Annotated in this window: 21 protein-coding genes; 13 read left to right on the forward strand and 8 right to left on the reverse strand. The window is 61.6% G+C overall.

Annotation, left to right across the window (positions count from 1 at the left end; all coding sequences use genetic code 11):
• Positions 1 to 133 precede the first annotated feature (133 nt).
• The 7 genes from B7G52_RS18860 (at position 134) to B7G52_RS18890 (ending at position 6965) form a co-directional block, all read left to right on the forward strand.
• Positions 134 to 382, forward strand: coding sequence for a type II toxin-antitoxin system Phd/YefM family antitoxin (locus tag B7G52_RS18860; RefSeq protein WP_096699068.1), 249 nt, complete (start codon positions 134 to 136; stop codon positions 380 to 382).
• Positions 379 to 801 (forward strand): type II toxin-antitoxin system VapC family toxin, encoded by a 423-nt coding sequence (locus tag B7G52_RS18865; RefSeq protein WP_096699069.1) that lies wholly within the window; start codon positions 379 to 381, stop codon positions 799 to 801. The genes B7G52_RS18860 and B7G52_RS18865 overlap by 4 nt, the downstream gene beginning before the upstream one ends.
• Before the next feature lie 254 nt (positions 802 to 1055).
• Complete coding sequence (locus B7G52_RS18870) at positions 1056 to 2159, forward strand: 3-deoxy-7-phosphoheptulonate synthase (protein WP_096699070.1); 1104 nt, start codon at positions 1056 to 1058, stop codon at positions 2157 to 2159.
• 281 nt (positions 2160 to 2440) lie between these two features.
• Positions 2441 to 4267, forward strand: coding sequence for an anti-phage dCTP deaminase (locus tag B7G52_RS18875; protein WP_240523525.1), 1827 nt, complete (start codon positions 2441 to 2443; stop codon positions 4265 to 4267).
• A gap of 467 nt (positions 4268 to 4734) precedes the next feature.
• On the forward strand, positions 4735 to 5574 hold the full coding sequence (locus tag B7G52_RS18885; RefSeq protein ID WP_240523526.1) for an HNH endonuclease: 840 nt from the start codon (positions 4735 to 4737) through the stop codon (positions 5572 to 5574).
• Between the two features lie 10 nt (positions 5575 to 5584).
• A complete protein-coding gene (locus B7G52_RS23415) occupies positions 5585 to 6496 on the forward strand; it encodes a TIGR02391 family protein (protein ID WP_141397496.1) in 912 nt (303 codons plus the stop codon).
• A 55-nt stretch (positions 6497 to 6551) separates the two neighbouring features.
• Positions 6552 to 6965, forward strand: a complete 414-nt coding sequence (locus B7G52_RS18890; RefSeq protein WP_096699074.1) for a VOC family protein — start codon at positions 6552 to 6554, stop codon at positions 6963 to 6965.
• A gap of 61 nt (positions 6966 to 7026) precedes the next feature.
• Here B7G52_RS18890 and B7G52_RS18895 read toward each other — a convergent pair whose 3' ends face one another.
• From B7G52_RS18895 to B7G52_RS18905, 3 genes are all read right to left on the reverse strand, one after another.
• A complete protein-coding gene (locus B7G52_RS18895; protein ID WP_096699085.1) occupies positions 7027 to 7422 on the reverse strand; it encodes a RidA family protein in 396 nt (131 codons plus the stop codon).
• Between the two features lie 8 nt (positions 7423 to 7430).
• Positions 7431 to 8561, reverse strand: a complete 1131-nt coding sequence (locus B7G52_RS18900) for a DSD1 family PLP-dependent enzyme (RefSeq protein ID WP_096699084.1) — start codon at positions 8559 to 8561, stop codon at positions 7431 to 7433.
• A 129-nt stretch (positions 8562 to 8690) separates the two neighbouring features.
• A complete protein-coding gene (locus tag B7G52_RS18905; RefSeq protein ID WP_096699075.1) occupies positions 8691 to 9086 on the reverse strand; it encodes a response regulator transcription factor in 396 nt (131 codons plus the stop codon).
• A gap of 286 nt (positions 9087 to 9372) precedes the next feature.
• On the opposite strand from B7G52_RS18905, the gene B7G52_RS18910 reads away from it, so the two are divergent.
• From B7G52_RS18910 to B7G52_RS18925, 4 genes are all read left to right on the forward strand, one after another.
• Entirely contained in the window at positions 9373 to 9576 is a 204-nt protein-coding gene (locus tag B7G52_RS18910; RefSeq protein WP_096699086.1) for a hypothetical protein, read from the forward strand.
• Between the two features lie 142 nt (positions 9577 to 9718).
• Positions 9719 to 10027: a nucleotidyltransferase family protein gene (locus tag B7G52_RS18915; protein WP_096699076.1), complete on the forward strand. Its 309-nt coding sequence runs from the start codon at positions 9719 to 9721 to the stop codon at positions 10025 to 10027.
• 350 nt (positions 10028 to 10377) lie between these two features.
• Entirely contained in the window at positions 10378 to 10956 is a 579-nt protein-coding gene (locus B7G52_RS18920) for an NnrU family protein (RefSeq protein WP_096699087.1), read from the forward strand.
• A gap of 291 nt (positions 10957 to 11247) precedes the next feature.
• Positions 11248 to 11910, forward strand: a complete 663-nt coding sequence (locus B7G52_RS18925; RefSeq protein ID WP_096699077.1) for a hypothetical protein — start codon at positions 11248 to 11250, stop codon at positions 11908 to 11910.
• Between the two features lie 118 nt (positions 11911 to 12028).
• Here the strand turns inward: B7G52_RS18925 and B7G52_RS18930 are convergent, their stop codons facing one another.
• Positions 12029 to 13735: an AarF/ABC1/UbiB kinase family protein gene (locus tag B7G52_RS18930; protein WP_096699078.1), complete on the reverse strand. Its 1707-nt coding sequence runs from the start codon at positions 13733 to 13735 to the stop codon at positions 12029 to 12031.
• Between the two features lie 109 nt (positions 13736 to 13844).
• On the opposite strand from B7G52_RS18930, the gene B7G52_RS23845 reads away from it, so the two are divergent.
• A complete protein-coding gene (locus B7G52_RS23845; RefSeq protein WP_205853088.1) occupies positions 13845 to 14078 on the forward strand; it encodes an alpha/beta fold hydrolase in 234 nt (77 codons plus the stop codon).
• A gap of 9 nt (positions 14079 to 14087) precedes the next feature.
• Here the strand turns inward: B7G52_RS23845 and minE are convergent, their stop codons facing one another.
• The 3 genes from minE to minC form a co-directional block, all read right to left on the reverse strand.
• On the reverse strand, positions 14088 to 14351 hold the full coding sequence (minE, locus tag B7G52_RS18940) for a cell division topological specificity factor MinE (protein WP_096699079.1): 264 nt from the start codon (positions 14349 to 14351) through the stop codon (positions 14088 to 14090).
• A 6-nt stretch (positions 14352 to 14357) separates the two neighbouring features.
• The gene (gene minD / locus B7G52_RS18945; RefSeq protein ID WP_096670851.1) at positions 14358 to 15173 is read right to left on the reverse strand and encodes a septum site-determining protein MinD; all 816 of its coding nucleotides are present in this window, start codon (positions 15171 to 15173) and stop codon (positions 14358 to 14360) included.
• Positions 15174 to 15235: 62 nt separating this feature from the next.
• Positions 15236 to 16003, reverse strand: coding sequence for a septum site-determining protein MinC (minC, locus tag B7G52_RS18950; RefSeq protein WP_096699080.1), 768 nt, complete (start codon positions 16001 to 16003; stop codon positions 15236 to 15238).
• A gap of 255 nt (positions 16004 to 16258) precedes the next feature.
• Between minC and B7G52_RS18955 the strand changes: the two genes are divergently transcribed.
• Positions 16259 to 16570, forward strand: coding sequence for a hypothetical protein (locus B7G52_RS18955; RefSeq protein ID WP_096699081.1), 312 nt, complete (start codon positions 16259 to 16261; stop codon positions 16568 to 16570).
• Between the two features lie 71 nt (positions 16571 to 16641).
• Here B7G52_RS18955 and B7G52_RS18960 read toward each other — a convergent pair whose 3' ends face one another.
• Positions 16642 to 17622, reverse strand: coding sequence for a TIGR03915 family putative DNA repair protein (locus B7G52_RS18960; RefSeq protein WP_240523527.1), 981 nt, complete (start codon positions 17620 to 17622; stop codon positions 16642 to 16644).
• Positions 17623 to 18036 lie beyond the last annotated feature (414 nt).

An 18036-nucleotide genomic window follows, 5' to 3' on the forward strand; every position in this document is an offset into this window, starting at 1 on the left:
CCGTCCGTCAAGGGCTAGGGTCGAAAACTACTCACCGATAGAACATTGGCACCGGCTGAAACTGGCACAGCCGAAGAGCGCAAAACATGGCCAGCCGTATAATCTGACTAGACTGACTAGATCGGAGTGGCTTATGTCAACATGGCAATTGCAGGAAGCAAAAAGCAGATTCAGTGAGGTCGTGAAGCTCGCACTGAGCGAAGGGCCTCAGGGCATCACGGTACGCGGCGAGGACGTGGCCGTGCTGGTTTCGCGTGCGGAATACACACGCCTGACGCACCCCAAGCCTGGGTTTGTCGGATTCATGCGCGGCTCGCCATGGGTGGGGTTGGAGCTGGACACGGAACGGCAAACCAGCTTGACGCGCGAGATGGTGCTGTGAGCTACCTGATTGACACCAACGTCCTTTCGGAACTGGTGCGCCCCAAACCTGACGCCGCTGTGCTGCGCTGGTTTGCGAACACGCCGGATGAAGCCTTGTTTTTGAGCGCTCTGACACTTGGCGAAATTCGCAAGGGGGTCGAGAAACTGGCCGACGTCCAGCGCCGCGAAAAGCTGCGGCTTTGGCTGGAGCACGACTTGCGTGACTGGTTTGGCGTGCGTATTTTGCCGATAGGCCCGGACGTGGCCGACCACTGGGGCCGACTGCTCGCGCAAGCTGGCCGTCCCGTGCCCGCCATCGACAGCCTCCTAGCGGCCACGGCGCTGCACCATGACTTGCGGCTGGTCACCCGCAACACCAGGGACTTTGACTATGCGGGCCTGGAAGTCATCAACCCGTGGGAGCTGGCCGCGGGCTGAACTTGCGACGGCGGCGCAGCTTCACGCCCCTTGCCCCTGCCGTGCCAGCGCCGCCACGCTCGTGGCCTGCGCACCGTGCCCGAGCCGGTAGCTTTCTTCACCGTGAATCAAACGCCAGACTTTCGATTGACGGGGCAAAAAGCGGAGCATAGGGTACCGCAGGGTGGCACGCGGCGCCAAAACGCTATTAAAAGAGTAGCTGTTTACGCCCGTCCACAAAGGGCTGTAGCCATAAAACACTCATAATCTGCCCCATGACCACCCACACCCATCCCGCCACGCCGCTGTCCACCCACGACACCACCCGCATTGACGACACCCGCATAGGCGCGGTGCGCCCGCTGATCACGCCGGCCCTGCTGCAGGAGTGGCTGCCGGTGCCCGAAGCCAGCTTGAGCCTGGTGGAGCGCAGCCGCGCGGCGATCTCGCGCGTGCTGCATGGTGCCGATGACCGCCTGATCGTCGTGGTGGGGCCCTGCTCCATTCACGACCATGACCAGGCCATGGACTATGCCCGCCAGCTCAAGCTGCAGGCCGATGCCCTGGCCGACGACCTGCTGGTGGTGATGCGCGTGTACTTCGAGAAGCCGCGCACCACCGTGGGCTGGAAAGGCTACATTAATGACCCGCACATGGACGGCAGCTTCGCCATCAACGAAGGGCTGGAAATGGCGCGGCGCCTGCTGCTCGATGTGCTGGCTCTGGGCCTGCCGGTGGGCACCGAGTTTCTGGACCTGCTGAGCCCGCAGTTCATCAGCGACCTGGTGAGCTGGGGCGCCATTGGCGCGCGCACCACCGAAAGCCCCAGCCACCGCCAGCTGGCCTCGGGCCTGAGCTGCCCGGTCGGCTTCAAGAACGGCACCGACGGCGGCATCAAGGTCGCCACCGACGCCATCCAGGCGGCGCAGGCGCAACACGCCTTCATGGGCATGACCAAGATGGGCCAGGCCGCCATTTTTGAAACCCGCGGCAACAACGACTGCCACGTGATCCTGCGCGGCGGCAAGCAACCCAACTATTCAAAAGCCGACGTGGACGCCGCCTGCGCGCTGCTCAAAGGCGCCGGCCTGCGCGAGCAGGTCATGATCGACGTGTCGCACGCCAACAGCAGCAAGCAGCACCAGCGCCAGATCACCGTGGCGGCCGAGGTGGCCCAGCAGATGGCCGCGGGCGACCAGCGCATCACCGGCCTCATGATCGAAAGCCATCTGCAGGAAGGGCGGCAGGACATCGTGTCCGGCACGCCGCTACGGCCTGGCGTGTCAGTGACCGATGCCTGCATCAGCATGGCGCAGACGGTGCCTGTGCTGGAGCAGTTGGCGGGGGCGGTGAGGGAGCGGCGTAAGGCCAGAAATTAATTGAACCCGAACGCGTGCGTGGGAAATGCCTCGATTGCGCGGCGGTAAGAAAGCCCAGATCGACGGCGCGTGCCTTGAGGTCATCAACCCATGGCAGACTTTTGGCCGTTGAGGCGACTGGGGAAGACTGCACGGGTTGGCACGGGACGGTTCGCTGAGACAGTTTATACCTTTCGGAGCGGAGAACTGGCTCGAATGAAAGTAGGAAAATCTTCGCGCATGAGGTGGGTATCTGCTTTCAAGGCCAGGAGTTCTACGATGGTCAGGAGTGTTGGATTGGTATGCCAGCAGGCAACCCGTTAACGATTGAATTGACGAGACGGGTGTGGCGGTTTATAAACCGTCAGCATGACGCGATTAAGCACTTCAGTTTTTGCGTGCGTGTTGCTCACGCAGGACTAATGTTTTCAAGAGAAGGCGCTCTATTTTTCAGATCGCCTTTAGCGAAAACACCCGATGAGATTCGTGGTCTTTACAAAACTAAAACAGGGGGAGATATGGCCACTGCACAAAAGGTAAAAGCGGCAAACGACGCCGCTGAAAAGAGCGATTTATTCTCGACTAAGAAAATTAAAGATCTCATTTCTTCGACACACACGAACGAATTGGTAATCGCGCTATGTGGACCTATCGGATCACCGATGCACGCCGTTGCTGAGAAGATCAAAGATATGTTGGAGGAAACTTTTGCCTATGACACATGCAAGGTCATCAAGCTAAGCCAATTTATTAGCGATAACGCCACAAAACTTCCAAAATCAATATACCCCACTAATGTTAAACCAGCAGCTCGCATTGAGGCGTTAATTACGCATGGTAATGAAATGCGTAAAGAGTTTGGAAATAGTGTATTAGCCGAACTTGCTGTGAATGAGATACGTCTGGATCGTGAGTTAAATGGCCGCAATAGCGATACCGGTCAGTTTGAACCCAGGCGTGTTTGTCACATTATTGATTCCATTAAGAATCAGGAAGAGATGACGTTACTACGTACCGTTTATAGAGAGGTACTATATGTAGTTGGAGTCTTTGCCCCCGTAGAGACCAGAGAACAGAATCTAAAAAATAAGGGCATGGACGTTGCTGAGATTTATAAGTTGATGGATAGAGATTCTGGTGAGGAACTTGAAGAGGGGCAAACAGTCGCAAAGACCTTTCCGCAGTGTGATTTTTTTCTTAGGATGGCTTCAAATTCTGAGTCTCAACTAAGAAGTCGAGTGGAGCGGTTTTTGCATTTGATTCTGGGTACAAAGATAATTACACCGACAAGGGCAGAGACAGCGATGTATGCGGCGGCATCGGCCGCAGGTAATTCGGCCTGCTTGTCAAGACAAGTCGGCGCGGCCATCACCGACTCTGACGGTGAAATTCTTTCTACTGGTTGGAACGATGTGCCGAGACCATTTGGAGGGCTATATCAAACTGATCATGAAACCGATCCAAATGGAGAGAAAGATTTACGCTGTTGGAACAAAGACGGTGGAAAATGTTTTAACGACGAGGAGAAAGATGGATTGGCTCGGCAAATCGTGCAGTCTTTGAGTCCATACATTCCTGTGAATGATCTGGATGCGGCAGTCGCAACAGTTATCAAGGACAAAAAGCTTCGAGGTCTAATTGAATTCTCGCGATCCATCCATGCGGAAATGCACGCCATTCTTACCGCGCTAAAAAGCAGTGGTAGTCGCGTGCATGGGGGAATGTTGTTTGTCACCACATATCCTTGCCATTCATGCGCCCGCCACATTGTCGCTAGCGGAATAAAAGAGGTTTATTACATTGAGCCTTATAAGAAAAGTTTGGCGACGAAACTTCACGATGATGCGGTGTCGGAAAGAGAGACCGAAATCGGCAAGATGCGGATACTTCCGTATGACGGTGTTGCACCTACCAAATACCTATCTTTGTTCCGCATGGCGCCTGACTCACGTAAGGAAAATGGTCGTGTGATAAAAATTTCACCGAAAAATGGTGTACCACGACTTGAAAAGAGCTTAGAAGCACTACCTGCGTTGGAAGGCTTAGTGGTAAAGTCTTTGGTTAGTAAGAATCTTGTGAATTCGGCGGAGGTCGCCAAGGGGAATGACGATGGACCAAAAGCAGCTTGAATTGGACTTGCAGATTGTTCAAGAAGAGCGGAAGGATGTTCAGCGCAATAAATCCGCTCAGATAGTTGACCTGACACGCGCGCTCGAGGTCAAACGGCAACGCAGGATGACAGAAATTTACGAAGCAATTCTAGAGTCCGTCGAACACATTGGTGGGACCGACAAACTCTATAAGTAATGCGCGCTGTTACGTTCATCGGTTTGTTGCAAGCTCTTTTCTTCCGGAAAATTGAATAGCAATACTCTTCTATTCAGTACTCGGCGAAGACTTTTTCACGTCTTTCAGCTTAACGATTTCGGTCGCCGGATACCCACTATCAAGGTAAAAATTGCGATATTGGTGGGTCAATCAGAATCAAACCTATCGCCAGGAAGTGCACGGCGGATATCTCTGGTCTCCTAAACGCAAATCGAATCAGTCTCGAAATCCGTTTTACGATTTCATGCGGGAGGTCGCACCTGGAGATTTGATCTTCTCTTTTGCTGGTACTTTCATCCGTGCGATCGGCATTGCCACATCGCATGCAGAGGAAGCTCCCAAGCCCGATGAGTTCGGTTCGGCGGGGATGTATTGGGAAAAAGTCGGTTGGCGTGTTGGCGTAGCTTTCACGATTCTGCGATCGCCGGTTCGTCCATCTGAATATATGGAAGTGTTGTCACCGCTGCTGCCTAAGTTATATGCACCGTTGCGCCCTGATGGTGTTGGGATGCAAGGTATTTATCTGACTTATCTTCCTAACAATCTTGCGGCTGCGATTGTTGATTTGTTGGGAGCGGAGGCGCACGCCCTGGTAAGGGGATACCGCGTCAGTGAGTCGATTCCTTCGATTTCGTCCATCGTGCAATTGCGGTGGGAGGAACATCAAATGGCTGAAGTCCGAAGAGATCAAAAGATTCCGGAAACGGAACGCGAGGCGGTAGTTATGGCTCGTCGAGGCCAAGGACTTTTTAAGCAGCGCGTAATGGCTTTAGAACGGGCTTGTCGCGTAACCGGCGTGACCAATGGTGAGCATCTGCGTGCGAGTCATTGCAAGCCATGGCGTGATGCAACCAATGAAGAGCGGCTAGACGGGGAGAACGGCCTTCTTCTTACGCCGACAATGGACCATCTGTTTGATCGTGGGTTTATCGGATTTGAGGGTAACGGTGAGCTACTAATCTCACCTGTCGCTCACATCGAGTCCTTGGCTCGCATGGGGATCTCGCCAAATAAGTGCCAGAACGTGGGCAACTTCTCCAATGGGCAGAAGCGCTATCTTGAGTATCACCGCGACAGCATCTTGCTGCGCTCGAAATTTATGCCTTGATTAGTACTACGTGTTAAAAAATCTGTTTTATAAATTTGTCTTTTACTTGCATGAAAAGCGGATGGCCGGCCCTTCAGAAAATGCTGGGATTGAATATGCCGGGATGGCTGGTATATCGTCTACTTGCATTGATGCGGTAAGAAGATTTTTGCAGCACGGCGACGAAATTTCGGCGATTCGAATTTTGACTCATGAGGACAGCCATTGTTTGTTGCTTACCTACGGAGTTGACCAACATGTTGCAATCAAGTCGGGCTTCTCTTCCGGGTATTCCGGAGAAGGCCCTAGGACTTTTGCCGAGGTAATTTTTCTTTTGAGTCATCATGGCTTTGAACTTGATGAATATGAAGTCTCGCGCGAGATGTTGGAACGCCTGGATTACTCGTCTCTAACTAATGGCGACATGCAAGAGATTTTTTCTGCCAAACCAGTGCGACCGCAGAGATGGCACGATTACATCTACCCATACCAAGGAGTGCTGAGTAAGTCTCTTTCAGGCTGGTCTCGCTTTCCATTGAGGATGCCCTTCGCCTTAATTGATCATCGAATCCGAGATTTGGCGTTGAACTTCGAGGCTCAGCCTGATGCAAGTCTGCTTAGTGGCTATCGCCGACTTGAAGACATTGTTAGGAAGCGCACAGGTCTTAGCGATCATGGTGCCAAACTATTTTCTCAGGCGTTCGTTGGAGCTAACGCTCTATTGGGTTGGACAAAGCCTGATGGTGGCGACCTAAGTAGTCGAGGTGGATTGTTTCCGGCGACTTATATGGCTTATCGGAACCCCCGCGCACACCTTGAGTCGGTGCATATACCGGCGGAGTCGCTAGGTGAGTTTTTACTTCTGAATCATTTGTATTTGCTTGAGGCCGACGCTATTGAGAGGTCGACGGATGGCGCGGCAGTGCGGCGCGACAATTCCTAAGATCGTTAAGAATGGAATCTCACAAAAATCTTTGATTTCAACTTCAAGAGTCGCCATGACCAGCCCTTCCGACCTTCCCCCCAGCATCCTCTCCCACATCTCCATAGGCACCAACGACTACCCGCGCGCCCGGGCGTTTTACGACGCGGTGCTGGGCACGCTGCAGATCCGCAGCGTGATGGAGCATGGCGAGTCGGTGGCTTATGGCCGGGCGTTTCCGGAGTTCTGGGTTGGGCGGCCGCTCGATGGTGGCCGCGCTGCGCCGGGCAACGGCACGCACATCAGCTTCCTGGCCAACGCGCCGGCGGAGGTGGATGCCTTTCATGCGCAGGCGCTGGCACTGGGCGCGCCCTGTGACGGGCCGCCCGGCTTGCGGCCGCACTACACGCCGACCTATTACGCGGCCTTTGTGCGCGACCTGGACGGCCACAAGATCGAGGCCATGTGTTTTGCGGAGGCGGCGGGCTGAGGGCTTGCTGCTTGCAAGCAAAATTGGCCTCCAGCCCAATGAATACGTGCGCTGGCAGCTATTATTTTGAGAGTGGCTGAAGCGCCGCCACGGCTTCGACTTCAATTGCAAAGCCATGGTGCAGCAGGGGCACGGGCACCACGGCCCGCGCCGGGGGCGCTGCGCCGGCCCAGGGCTGGTAGATGCGGTTGAACACCGGCCATTGCTCCATGTCGGTCACATACACGCGCACTTGCACCAACTGGGCCACGTTGCTGCCTGCTGCTTCCAGGGCCGCCTGCACGTTGGCCAGCACCTGCCGGGCCTGGTCTTCAAAGCTGGACTGGTTGAGTTTTTCGCCCGACGGGGTGATGGGCAACTGGCCTGAAATGAAGACCAGGCCGGCGGCCACCACGGCATGGCTGTAGTGGCCGCCGGGCGGGGCCAGGGTGCCGGGGTTGATGCGCTTTATGGTCATGGCGAATGCTACCAACCGTAGAAGCGGGGCCAGGTGGGTCCCAGCGTCTGCCCGGTGACGGCGTGGTACTCGGGAAACTGCGCGCCGGTGGCGCAGGCATGGTTGGGCAGCACGCGCAGCTGGGTGCCGACGGGAAAGCGCCTGGCGATGTCAGGGTCGGCCTCGCCGGTGCGGCTCACGATGCCGTGCTCCTGGTTGGCGCCGCTGAGGGTGTAGCCATCGATGCGCTGGCCGTTGACGTCGCACAGCTGGCCATAACCGTAGTCGTGCTGCTGCTTTTGCGTGCCGCGGTCGCGGCTCATGGCCATCCAGCCGGCGTCGACAATGGCCCAGCCCTTGTCGGGCTGGTGGCCGATCACGGTGGTGAGCACGCTCAGGGCCACGTCGTCGGGGGAGCACACGCCCACGTTGGCCATGACGAGGTCAAAAAAGACATACACACCGGCGCGCACCTCGGTCACTCCCTTGAGCTGCCGGGCCGACAGCGCCGTGGGCGTGGAGCCCACGCTCACGTTGGGGCAGGGCAGGCCGGCGGCGCGCAGGCGTTCTGCCGCCAGCACACACAGGCTGCGTTCCTGCTCGGCCATGGCTTGCAGGGCCTCGGGCGTGTTCAGCTCATAACTGGCCCCCGCGTGGGTCATCACCCCGCCCAGCGTGCTGCCGCCCTGGTGCAGCAGGGTGCCGATGGCAATCAGGTCGTCGCTGTGGGGCTGCACGCCCGAGCGGTGGCCGTCGGTGTCGACCTCGATCCAGACTTCAAACGGCACGCCATGTTGATGGGAAAAAGCAACGATGGCGGACGCAGACGCTGCGCTGTCGGCAATGATCTTGAGCGCGCAGCCCTGGCCAATGAGTGCGGCCGCCTGCCTGAGCTTGGGTGCCGCCATACCCACGGCATACAGGATATCCGTCACCCCGGCGGCAAAAAACTGCTCGGCTTCCTTGAGCGTGGACACCGTGATGCCGCGTGCGCCGGCCTGGATCTGCGCCCGGGCAATGTCTATGCATTTGGTGGTTTTGACGTGCGGTCGAAATGCCACCTCCAGCGAGTTCATGCGCTGCTGCATGCGTTCGATGTTGCGTTGCATGCGCGCGGTGTCGACCAGCGCGGCGGGGGTGTTGAGGTCTTGAAGCTGCATACGCCGATTGTGCGAGAAGCGAGCGGCAATGTCGCGGGTCAACCGGTATTTTCCGCGCACCCGGGGTGACAGGTCGGCGCGGGATGAAAGAAGATCTGCCCTGCGCGCTGTGTTTTCCGCGCGTTCAATTCACCAGTGTGTTTCGCCGGCTACCCGTTCCACCTCGTTGATCGCGTAGGTGGTGAACTCGTCGATCTCGGTGGCTTTGTCGAACACGGCGTCGGCGCCTGCGGCCAGGCAGCGCTGGCGCATGGCCGGGGTGGCGTAACCGGTCAGCACGACGATTTTCTGCCGCAGGTCGCGGTTGCCGCAGCTTTTGACCACATTCAGGCCGTTGCCCTGCAGCAAAAACAGGTCGACCACGGCCAGGTCCCAGGCGGTGGGGTGGTCGGTCAGCCATTGGCGGGCCTCGTCTTCGGTGCTGGCACCGCCCACCACGCGGGCGCCGACCAGTTCTTCCAGGGACTCAGCCAGGTTGGCGCGGATGACGGGGCTGTCTTCGACCAGAAAGATTCTCAGGCGCATCGGGGGTCCGGTTGAAACACAGCCTGCGCAACAGGTTGTGGGTTGGGAGAAGTCTGGGCGTAGTCTACACAAGGCAATGCCGGGAGAAGCGCCATTCATGTGCCGCTCTGTAACGCTGGCTGCGCGCGCCGGCATGTCGCGCACTTCATGCGGCCTTGTCTGACATACAACAATGACGCCTGGCAAAAAAATGCTAATTTGTCCGGAGGGTCGAGTCCCGGCAGCGTTGGCGCCGATGCTGGGCTCTTTTTCATCCGTTTTCACCCTTTATCCCGAGGAGTGCACCATGTCCAGCAGCAAGCAGAACCCGCGTGACAAACAGACCGGCCACACCGGCAAAGTCGAGAACGACACCAACAAGATGGGCGAGAAGGATGCCACCCAGCTGAACCAGGGCAAGCGCACGCCCGACAGCCGCAGCGACCGCGAGGCGCATATCGGCGGCGACAACCAGACGCAGGCGCGGCGCGGGAAAACCACCGGGCACTGAGCCGGGTTCAGGGGCTGGCGCGGGCGTCAAATCGGGGCCCAGCCCTTTATCGGTGGGCGTCAGCAGCTATGTTTGTGATAGCGGGCTGATGATGGTTGCCTTGCTGGATCAATCCCACCCTCGCGGGTACCATTGCGCCACGATGCATCCCCTCATCACGCAAAAGCGCGCGGACATTGCGCGCATCTGTCAGCGCCTGCACATCCAGAGGCTGGAAGTGTTTGGATCGGCCGCGCGCGGCACCGATTTCGATCCATTGCGCAGCGATGCGGACTTTCTGGTGGAATTTGCCCCCGGCGCCAAGCGCGGGCTCGACGGCTACTTTGCGCTCAAGTCGGAGCTGGAGCAGTTGCTTGGGCGCGGCGTGGACCTGGTGGAGCCGCGCAGCGTGCGCAACCCGTACGTGCTGGCAGGCATCAACAGCGCGCGTGAAGTGGTTTATGCGGCGTGACCCGCGGGCCTGGCTTTGGGGCGTGCGCGAGGCCGCCGCGGCCATCTATTGATGATCTCGCAATTCATGCTACTTCCCCGTTCGGGCTGAGCCTGTCGAAGCCCTTCGATCCTTCGACAAGCTCAGGACAGGCCGAGCTCAGGGCGAACGGTAGTGAGTTGTCTGTCATGGTTTATGGAAATCTCAATAGCACTGATTTTTACAAGACAAATCAGCCTACAGCCCTTTATCCACGTGCGTCACAAGCTATGAATTAAATAGCAAAACGGCGCCAACCAGCTCAGCCCGAACGGCGTAGCGGCGGACGCCGCGGGCGCTCATAATCGCTTCCATACTTCAAGGAGATGGTGGTGGCGATACTGATTCTGGGGCTGGTGCTTTTTTTGGGCGTGCATTCCATACGCATCGTGGCCGACGGCTGGCGCACGGCGACGATAGGCCGCGTTGGTGAGCTGCCCTGGAAGGCCGTTTATGCGCTGCTGTCGATTGCCGGTTTTGCGCTGATCGTGTGGGGCTTTGGCCTGGCGCGGCAGCAGCCGGTGCAGCTGTGGCTGCCGCCAAGAGGCATGCGGCACCTGGCCTCGCTGCTGACGCTGGTGGCTTTCATCCTGCTGGCGGCCACCTATGTGCCGCGCAATGCGATCAAGGCGCGGCTGCATCACCCCATGGTGCTGGGGGTCAAGGTGTGGGCGCTGGCCCACTTGCTGGCCAACGGCAATGTGGCGCATGTGGTGCTGTTCGGCGCCTTCCTGGTGTGGGCGGCGCTGAGCTTTCGTGCGGCGCAGGCCCGCGACCGCGCGGCGCACACCGTGTACCCGGCGGGCACCCCGGCCGGCACGGCGATCACGGTGGCAGTCGGTGCGGTTGTCTGGGCGGTGTTAGCGTTCTGGGCGCACGGCTTGCTGATCGGCATCCGGCCGGTGGGCTGATCTGGCCTGAGCTAGCCGATTGGGGGTGCTGCGCGCGCGGGCCGGCAGGGCCTGTGCCGATGGCCCCGACCCGCGCCGGGCGAGAATGCGGGTATTGAATGGTGACATCGGCTACATCTGGCCGGCAGGGCCGTTCCGCATGGTGAAGATGGCGGGCCATGTGAGCGATCACTTTCGCTAAAGTGACCACCCTGTGGTGGCGACGCATCACCTTACAAAGCCAACGAAGCCGACACTCAGTGAACATTCTGGCGTTGGAAGATGAACGCTTCTTCAACAGCAGGAGCTTCAATGATCCGTTTCAACAAATTTCAATCTGACCTTTCCCCAGCGCTGGCACCCGCGGCCCGGCCACGGGCTTTGCGGGCCGTTCCTTCGCTGATGGTGCTGACTACGGCCATGATCTGGGGTGTTTCAGCGCAGGCCGGCGGTCTGGTGAATCTGGACGGCGCCGTGCGCGGCGCCACCGGCGTGACCGTGGCCGCCGGCCCAGCGCTGGGTGCTGGCGTGGGCGTGGGTGCAGGCATTGGCGCGAACACGGCCGTGCAGCCCGGTGGCGGTACCGCCAATGCCGGTGTGGGCCTGGATGCCGGCGTGCGCGCAGGTGCCAATGGCAATGCGACAGCGCAGGACAACCGGGCGCCTGCAGGCGCTGACGGCGCGGCGGCTGCCGGTGCGCAGGCCGGGGGCGGCATGAGCGCCTCGGGCACCGCGAACAGCGCCACCGATGGCGCAGGCAAGGTGCTGGGCGGTGTGCGCAATACGGCGGAGGCCGCAGGTGATGCCGCAACGTCCAGCGGCAAGCGCGTGGCGCAGGCCGGCAAGGCGGAAGTGAAAAGTGGCGCCGGCGCGGCCAAGGCTGCTGGTGGCCAGGTCAAGGCCAAAGCCAAGGCCAAAGTGAAAGCGGATGCCGAGGCCGGCGCTGCCGTTCAGGGTGAGGCCCCGGCCCGTTAATGTGTTGATGCCTTAGTGTCCGAATGCCTTAAGGGGCTTTGACGGGCATTCACGGGTCTCGATGGGCCTTCAAACCCAAGCAGCATGTGCCGACAGGCGGATGCTGCTTTTTTTTTGCTCAGTCCGCGTCGTCGCTGTCGCGCCCGCGGCTGCTGCGCCAGATGGCGCGCACCAGCCACAGGCCGCCCAGCATGGCGCCGGTGAAGCCGAGAAAACCGAACAGCGGCAGGCCCATCAGCGTGGGGCCGCCCTGCACCGTCATGACGATGGACGAGCCGATGATGAGCGCGGCAATGATCAGCGCCATGGCCAGGCGGTTGGCGGCGCGGTCCACCTGGTCGCCCACGCGTTTGAGGTGAGCCAGCTCGATGCCGACGCTCAAATGGCCGCGGCGCGCGTTGCGCAGCAGGCGCGAGACGTCGTGCGGCAGCTGTTCGGCCACGGCCAGGGTGCGGCGCAGGGTTTTCCAGGCGCGGCTGGCCAGCACCTCGGGCTGGTAGCGGGCGCGCAGCACCTGGCGCAGCATGGGCGTGGCCTCGGTGGCCATGTGAAAGCCCGGGTCCAGCCCGCGGCCCATGCCCTCGAGCGAGATGAAGGCCTTGATCAGCAGCGCCAGATCCGGCGGCAGGCCCAGGTGGTGTTCGCGCAGCAGGGTGGTGACGTCGGCCAGCATCTGGCCCAGGCTGAGCTCGGCCAGGGGGGTGCCGTGGTATTGGTCGACAAAGGCTTCGATCTCGGTTTCGAGCTGCCCGAGGTTGGTGCCGTGGCTGTCGCCGGTCCAGTCCATCAGCACGTCGGCCACGGCCTGCGCCTGCCGCTCGACCAGGCCCAGCAGCAGCTGCAGCAGCTCTTCGCGCCGGCGCTCGGACAGGCGCCCGACCATGCCGAAGTCGATGAAGGCGATGCCGTTGCCGGGCAGGTAAAACACGTTGCCGGGGTGCGGGTCGGCGTGGAAAAAGCCGTCTTCCACAATCATCTTGAGCACGGCGCGCGCGCCGCGCTGGGCCAGCAGGGTGCGGTCGAAGCCGGCCTCGGGGGTGAGCTGGTCGAGCCGGTCGCCGGGGATGCCGCCCACGAAGTCCTGCACGTTCACGCGTTCGCCGGTGTGCGCCCAGTGCACGCGCGGGATGACGATCCAGGGCAGCGGCGCCATGTTGGCGGCAATGCGTTCGGCATGGCGGCATTCGCCGGCCAGGTCCAGCTCGCGGCGCAGGGATTTGACCAGCTCGCGCACCAGCTGCTGCGGGCGGTAGGGCTTGAGGGCGGGCATTTCCGCTTCCACCACCGCGGCCAGGCGGCCGAGCAGGCGCAGGTCGGCCTCGATCACCGCGGTGATGCCGGGGCGGCGTATCTTGACGACGACCTCGGTGCCGTCCTTGAGCTGCGCGCGGTGCACCTGGGCGATGGAGGCGGCGGCCACCGGCTCGGTGTCGAAGCGGGCAAACACCTCTTCGGGCTCGCCGCCCAGGTCTTCGCGCAGCTGTGGCCGCAGCAGTTCAAAGGGCACGGCAGGCACGTGGTTGTGGAGTTTTTCAAACTCGGCAATCCACTCGGGGCCAAACAGGTCGGCGCGGCCGGCGAGGATCTGCCCGAGCTTGACAAAGGCCGGGCCCAGCTCTTCCAGGGCCAAGCGCACCTGCACGGGCGGCTCGATGCGGGCCAGGTCGGCGGCATGCTCCCACTTGAGGGCGTGGCCGGCGCGCTCGAGCCGGTCGGCCAGGCCGAGCCGGCGCACGCTGTCGCCGAAGCCGTGGCGGATCAGCACACCGGCGATGTCGTTGAGGCGCCCCATGTCGCGCGCCGCGCCCAGAGTCTCTATCAGCATGGCGCGATGATAGCCCCGCGCCGGGGCGGGGCGGCGGGCGGGCTCAGAGGGCCACGACGGTCTTGATCCACTTGACGATTTCCTCGCTGGCCAGGCGTGGCGTCTCCAGATGGCCGCCCGGGACCTCGAGGTATTTGTGTTTCGGGTTGGCCGGCAGCTTATCGAAGAAGTAGGCGCGGGCGCGCTGGATCAGCGCCGCCTGATCCCGCTGGAGTTCGGCCAGCGTTTTGCGCGCGACATCGCCGGAAGCCGGGTGGTGGTGTTCGACGAGCTGGGCCACGTGCCGCACGAGGAAGACCCGGCGCGCACGGTGGCGGTGGTGAAGACGTTTCTCGGGCGGTAGGCCGGGCGCCTACTTGCCGTCGGGCAGCTCGATCTTGACTTCGAGCACGTCGAGGTTGTCCTGGCGTTCCAGGTTGACCTTGATGTCGGCCGGGTTGATGTTGATGTATTTGGAGATCACCGCGATCAAATCACGCTGCAGCGCCGGCAGGTAGTCGGGCTCGTGGCTGTGGCGGCCCGAGCGTTCGTGCGCCAGGATGATCTGCAGCCGCTCTTTGGCGACGCTGGCGGTTTTTTTCTTTTCGCCGAGCAGGAAGGAGAGGAAAGAGGCCATGGCGGGTTATTTCCCTCCAAACACGCGTTTGAAGAAGCCGACCTTGGGTGCGTCGATGAAACGCAGCGGCTTGTCTTCGCCCAGGAAGCGGGCAATCATGTCCTTGTAGGCTTCGGACACATCGCTGCCTTCCATGTGCACGGCGGGAACGCCCTGGTTGGAGGCCTGCAGCACCGCCTCGGATTCGGGGATCACGCCGATCAGCTTGATGCGCAGGATGTCCTTGATGTCTTCCAGCGAGAGCATCTGGCCCTGGTCCACGCGGCTGGGGTTGTAACGCGTGATCAGCAGGTGCTCCTTGATCGGGTCGCCCCCTGCCATGCCGCGTTTGGTCTTGGAAGACAACATGCCGAGGATGCGGTCGGAGTCGCGCACCGAGGACACTTCGGGGTTGGTGACCACCAGCGCCTCGTCGGCAAAATGCATGGCCATCAGGGCACCGGTCTCGATGCCGGCGGGCGAGTCGCAGACGATGTACTCGAAGTCCATGTCGGCCAGGTCGTTCAGCACCTTCTCGACGCCTTCCTTGCTCAGCGCTTCCTTGTCGCGGGTCTGCGAGGCGGCCAGCACGTAGAGGTTGTCGCACTGCTTGTCCTTGATCAGGGCCTGGTGCAGGTTGGCTTCGCCCTGGATGACGTTGATCAGGTCGTACACCACGCGGCGCTCGCAACCCATGATGAGGTCGAGGTTGCGCAGGCCGACGTCGAAGTCGATGACGGCGGTTTTGTGTCCGCGCAGGGCCAGGCCGGTTGCAAAGCTGGCGCTGGTGGTGGTTTTGCCCACGCCGCCCTTGCCGGAGGTGACCACAATGATTTTTGCCATGCGAAAGAGTCCTTAAAGAATGAGAAGAGGAGGCTGTCCCGCCAAACCTGAAAAGCGGGGCCTCATGTTTTGATCAGATCCATGACGAGCTTGTCGCCCTCGGGGCCGGGCACCAGGCGCACCTGCGTGGGCTGGCCCCACACGCCTTCGGGCAGCGGGTTTTCGCTGGTGCGGTAGATGCCGGCAATCGACAGCAGTTCGGGCTCCAGGCTCAGCGCAAAAATGCGCGCTTCGGTGTTGCCGCGCGCACCGGCCATGGCCTTGCCGCGCAGCGGTGCATAGACATGGATGTGGCCGTCGGCAATGACTTCGGCGCCGGCGTTGACCATGGCCAGCACGACCAGGTCGCGCCCGCGGGCGTACACCTGCTGGCCGGAGCGCAGCGGCTTGTCGATCACCAGTGCGCCGGGGGCCGGTGCGGCGTGTGTTTCCGCCACCGGTGCTGCCGCCTTGCTGCGCGTGGGTGGCGCCGGGGTGGCGGCGGGGGCGCTGACGACACGTGCGTCGGGGGCGGCGACCAGCCCGGCCGCCAGGGCCGCGGCCAGTTGCGCCGGGTTGCCGCCGCGGACCGCCAGGGGGGCGACGCGGTAGGGACGCAGCAGCGCGATCAGCGCCGCAAAGTCAACCGTGGCCGCGTCAGCGGGCAGCTGCGAGAGGTCGATGACCAGCGGGTCGTTGTCGAAAAAATCCGGGATATCGCCGAAGCGCAGCGCCATCTCGCGCGACAGGGCGCTGAGGTCCGAGGACTTGAGGAGCAGCGCCACCAGGGGCAGGTTGGCGCTTTTGATTTCGAAGGTGGCGAGGGTGCTGGCCGGGATGGCAACGGTCATGGGGGATAGGCGTCGCGTCGTCGCGGAAAGGAGAGAAAAAACGGTCGATTCAGACGGGTCTGAAAGGGACGAATCTTAACAGCGGCCCAGGGCGCGCCTGCGTGCAGTTGTATGGGAATGAAACCTCCTGCAACAGTTGCTGCATGTGCTTGCGCTGTGTCATGGCGAAGCCGCCGCCGCAGTCTTAAACTGATTCGGTAGCGGGTACTCGTGCTGCACCCACCCCTTGCCCGGCCGTATGGAGAAGGAGCCCCCATGAAAAAGCTGCTTGTGCCCCCTTCGGTGTTGTTGGCGCTCTGGCTGGCCGGCGGCGCGGCGCTCGCGCAGGTGGCTCCCCCGGCAGACCCGCCTGCGCCCGGCCCGAGCATCAACCGCAACCCGGAGTTTCGCCGGAACCTGCCGCCAGCGCCGCCCGTGGCGCCGGACCCGCGCGACTCGACCACACGGCCAGTGCAGCCGGCCGAACAGCCCCCGGCTGATGGCCGCAGCGTGGTGTTGCCGCTGCCCGGGCCGCAGGCGCCCGCCTCTGCACCGGCGCTGCCGGCCTCCGGCACGCCGGGGCGTTGACCCGGATTTTTGAGAAAAATCGGCTTGCAGCCCATATGTTGCGTGCGCAGTCAGCTATCAAATAAATAGCATCAAAGAAGCAGTGGCTGCAAGGCGTCCGGCGAGGGGCCCAGCTCTTCGAGGGACAGCTGAGCCGGCGCGCCCTGCGGCTGCGCGGGGACGGCCAGCGCGGCCCGGGGCTGCGCCACGCGTCTGGCCATGCGTGTCGCGGGCTGCGCGCTCAGGTGGTGGCTGCGCTGGTGCGCGGCCGAGACCAGCGGGTGAAGCCGTCCGGTTTCCGGCAGCTTGCGCCGGGACCTGCGCGGCATGGGCTTTTGCAGGCTCCGACCCATCAGGCGCGTCGGCTCGAAGGTGCGTTCGTAGCAGCCGCGCCAGCTTTTTTCACCAGCGTCGGGCAGGGGCGCGTCTGCCTGGCTGACGCCCGGGCCGAAATGCAGGCGGGCGCCATCCCACTGCGCGCTGCGCTCGGGTGTGAGGATGGCCCAGCGCATCTGCGCGAAACGCCGCGCAAAAAATGCGGCCATGGCGGGGACGGTATGGTGTTCGGGTTCGACCCACGCCACATGCAGCGGGCCGCCCTCGGGGTGGTTGCGAAAGCGCTCGTCCTGCACGCTGTGAAAACGCACAAAGGCTTTCATCCTGTGCATCTCGTCGCGCACCGCCTGCGCCATGTGCTGGAGCTCGACCAGGCCGGCGTCGAGCGGGTCGTGGCGCAGGCCGGGCTCATGCACCAGGCGCCACAGCAGGCGGTACAGCAGGCCAAAGCGCCGGGAGTCGGCATGCAGGATGGCGCTTTCGCACAGCGCCACAAATTCGGGCGGCACCGGTACCGCGGGGGCATCGCCGGCGGCAGCGTGGTTGTCCGGCAGCGTGGCCAGCGGGTCCTGCGCCGGCACCTCCGTGCTGTGCCAGCTGACTTGCGCGGGCAGGATCTGTTGTGCCAACAGGCCGCGTGCGGCGCGCCGGAAGCCCTCCAGGTCGCCGGGCCCCTGCAGCGTGACGGTCAGCAGCGCCTGCGGGAAAAGGTCGTTGGTCAGGGGGTCACTCATCATGCCCATGCCGTGCTCCTTGTGTGGCGGGGGTCGCCACGTTGTCCCGATGGTGCGCGTTGTGAAGGGCCTGGCGCTGTAGTCCGGAAGGCTGATTGCACGGCAGGCTGGGGCGCGGCCGGTGCGCTGAAAAACGGAAGTGCGGCAGCTTCGGCCCGCCGCCCCCAGCCACCGGATGGTTGCGGGCGGCAGGGCGGGCACGCGGCCCGGGAAGGGGTAGCGGTGGCCGGTTTGGCGGGTTGTTGCGCTGTATTCACTGTATTAATAAAAGGGGTATCCTCTTAGCTCCACAGAGTTTGGATATACTGGTTAAATATACAGTTATTATGCCAGTCCTCATTCAAGACTACCCCCGCACCTGGAGTGAATTTCTGGATTGGTTCTCCTCCGAGGATGCCTGTCTGGCCTATCTGGAGC

The sequence above is a fragment of the Polaromonas sp. AER18D-145 genome (assembly GCF_002379095.1).
Lineage (GTDB): Bacteria > Pseudomonadota > Gammaproteobacteria > Burkholderiales > Burkholderiaceae_C > Polaromonas.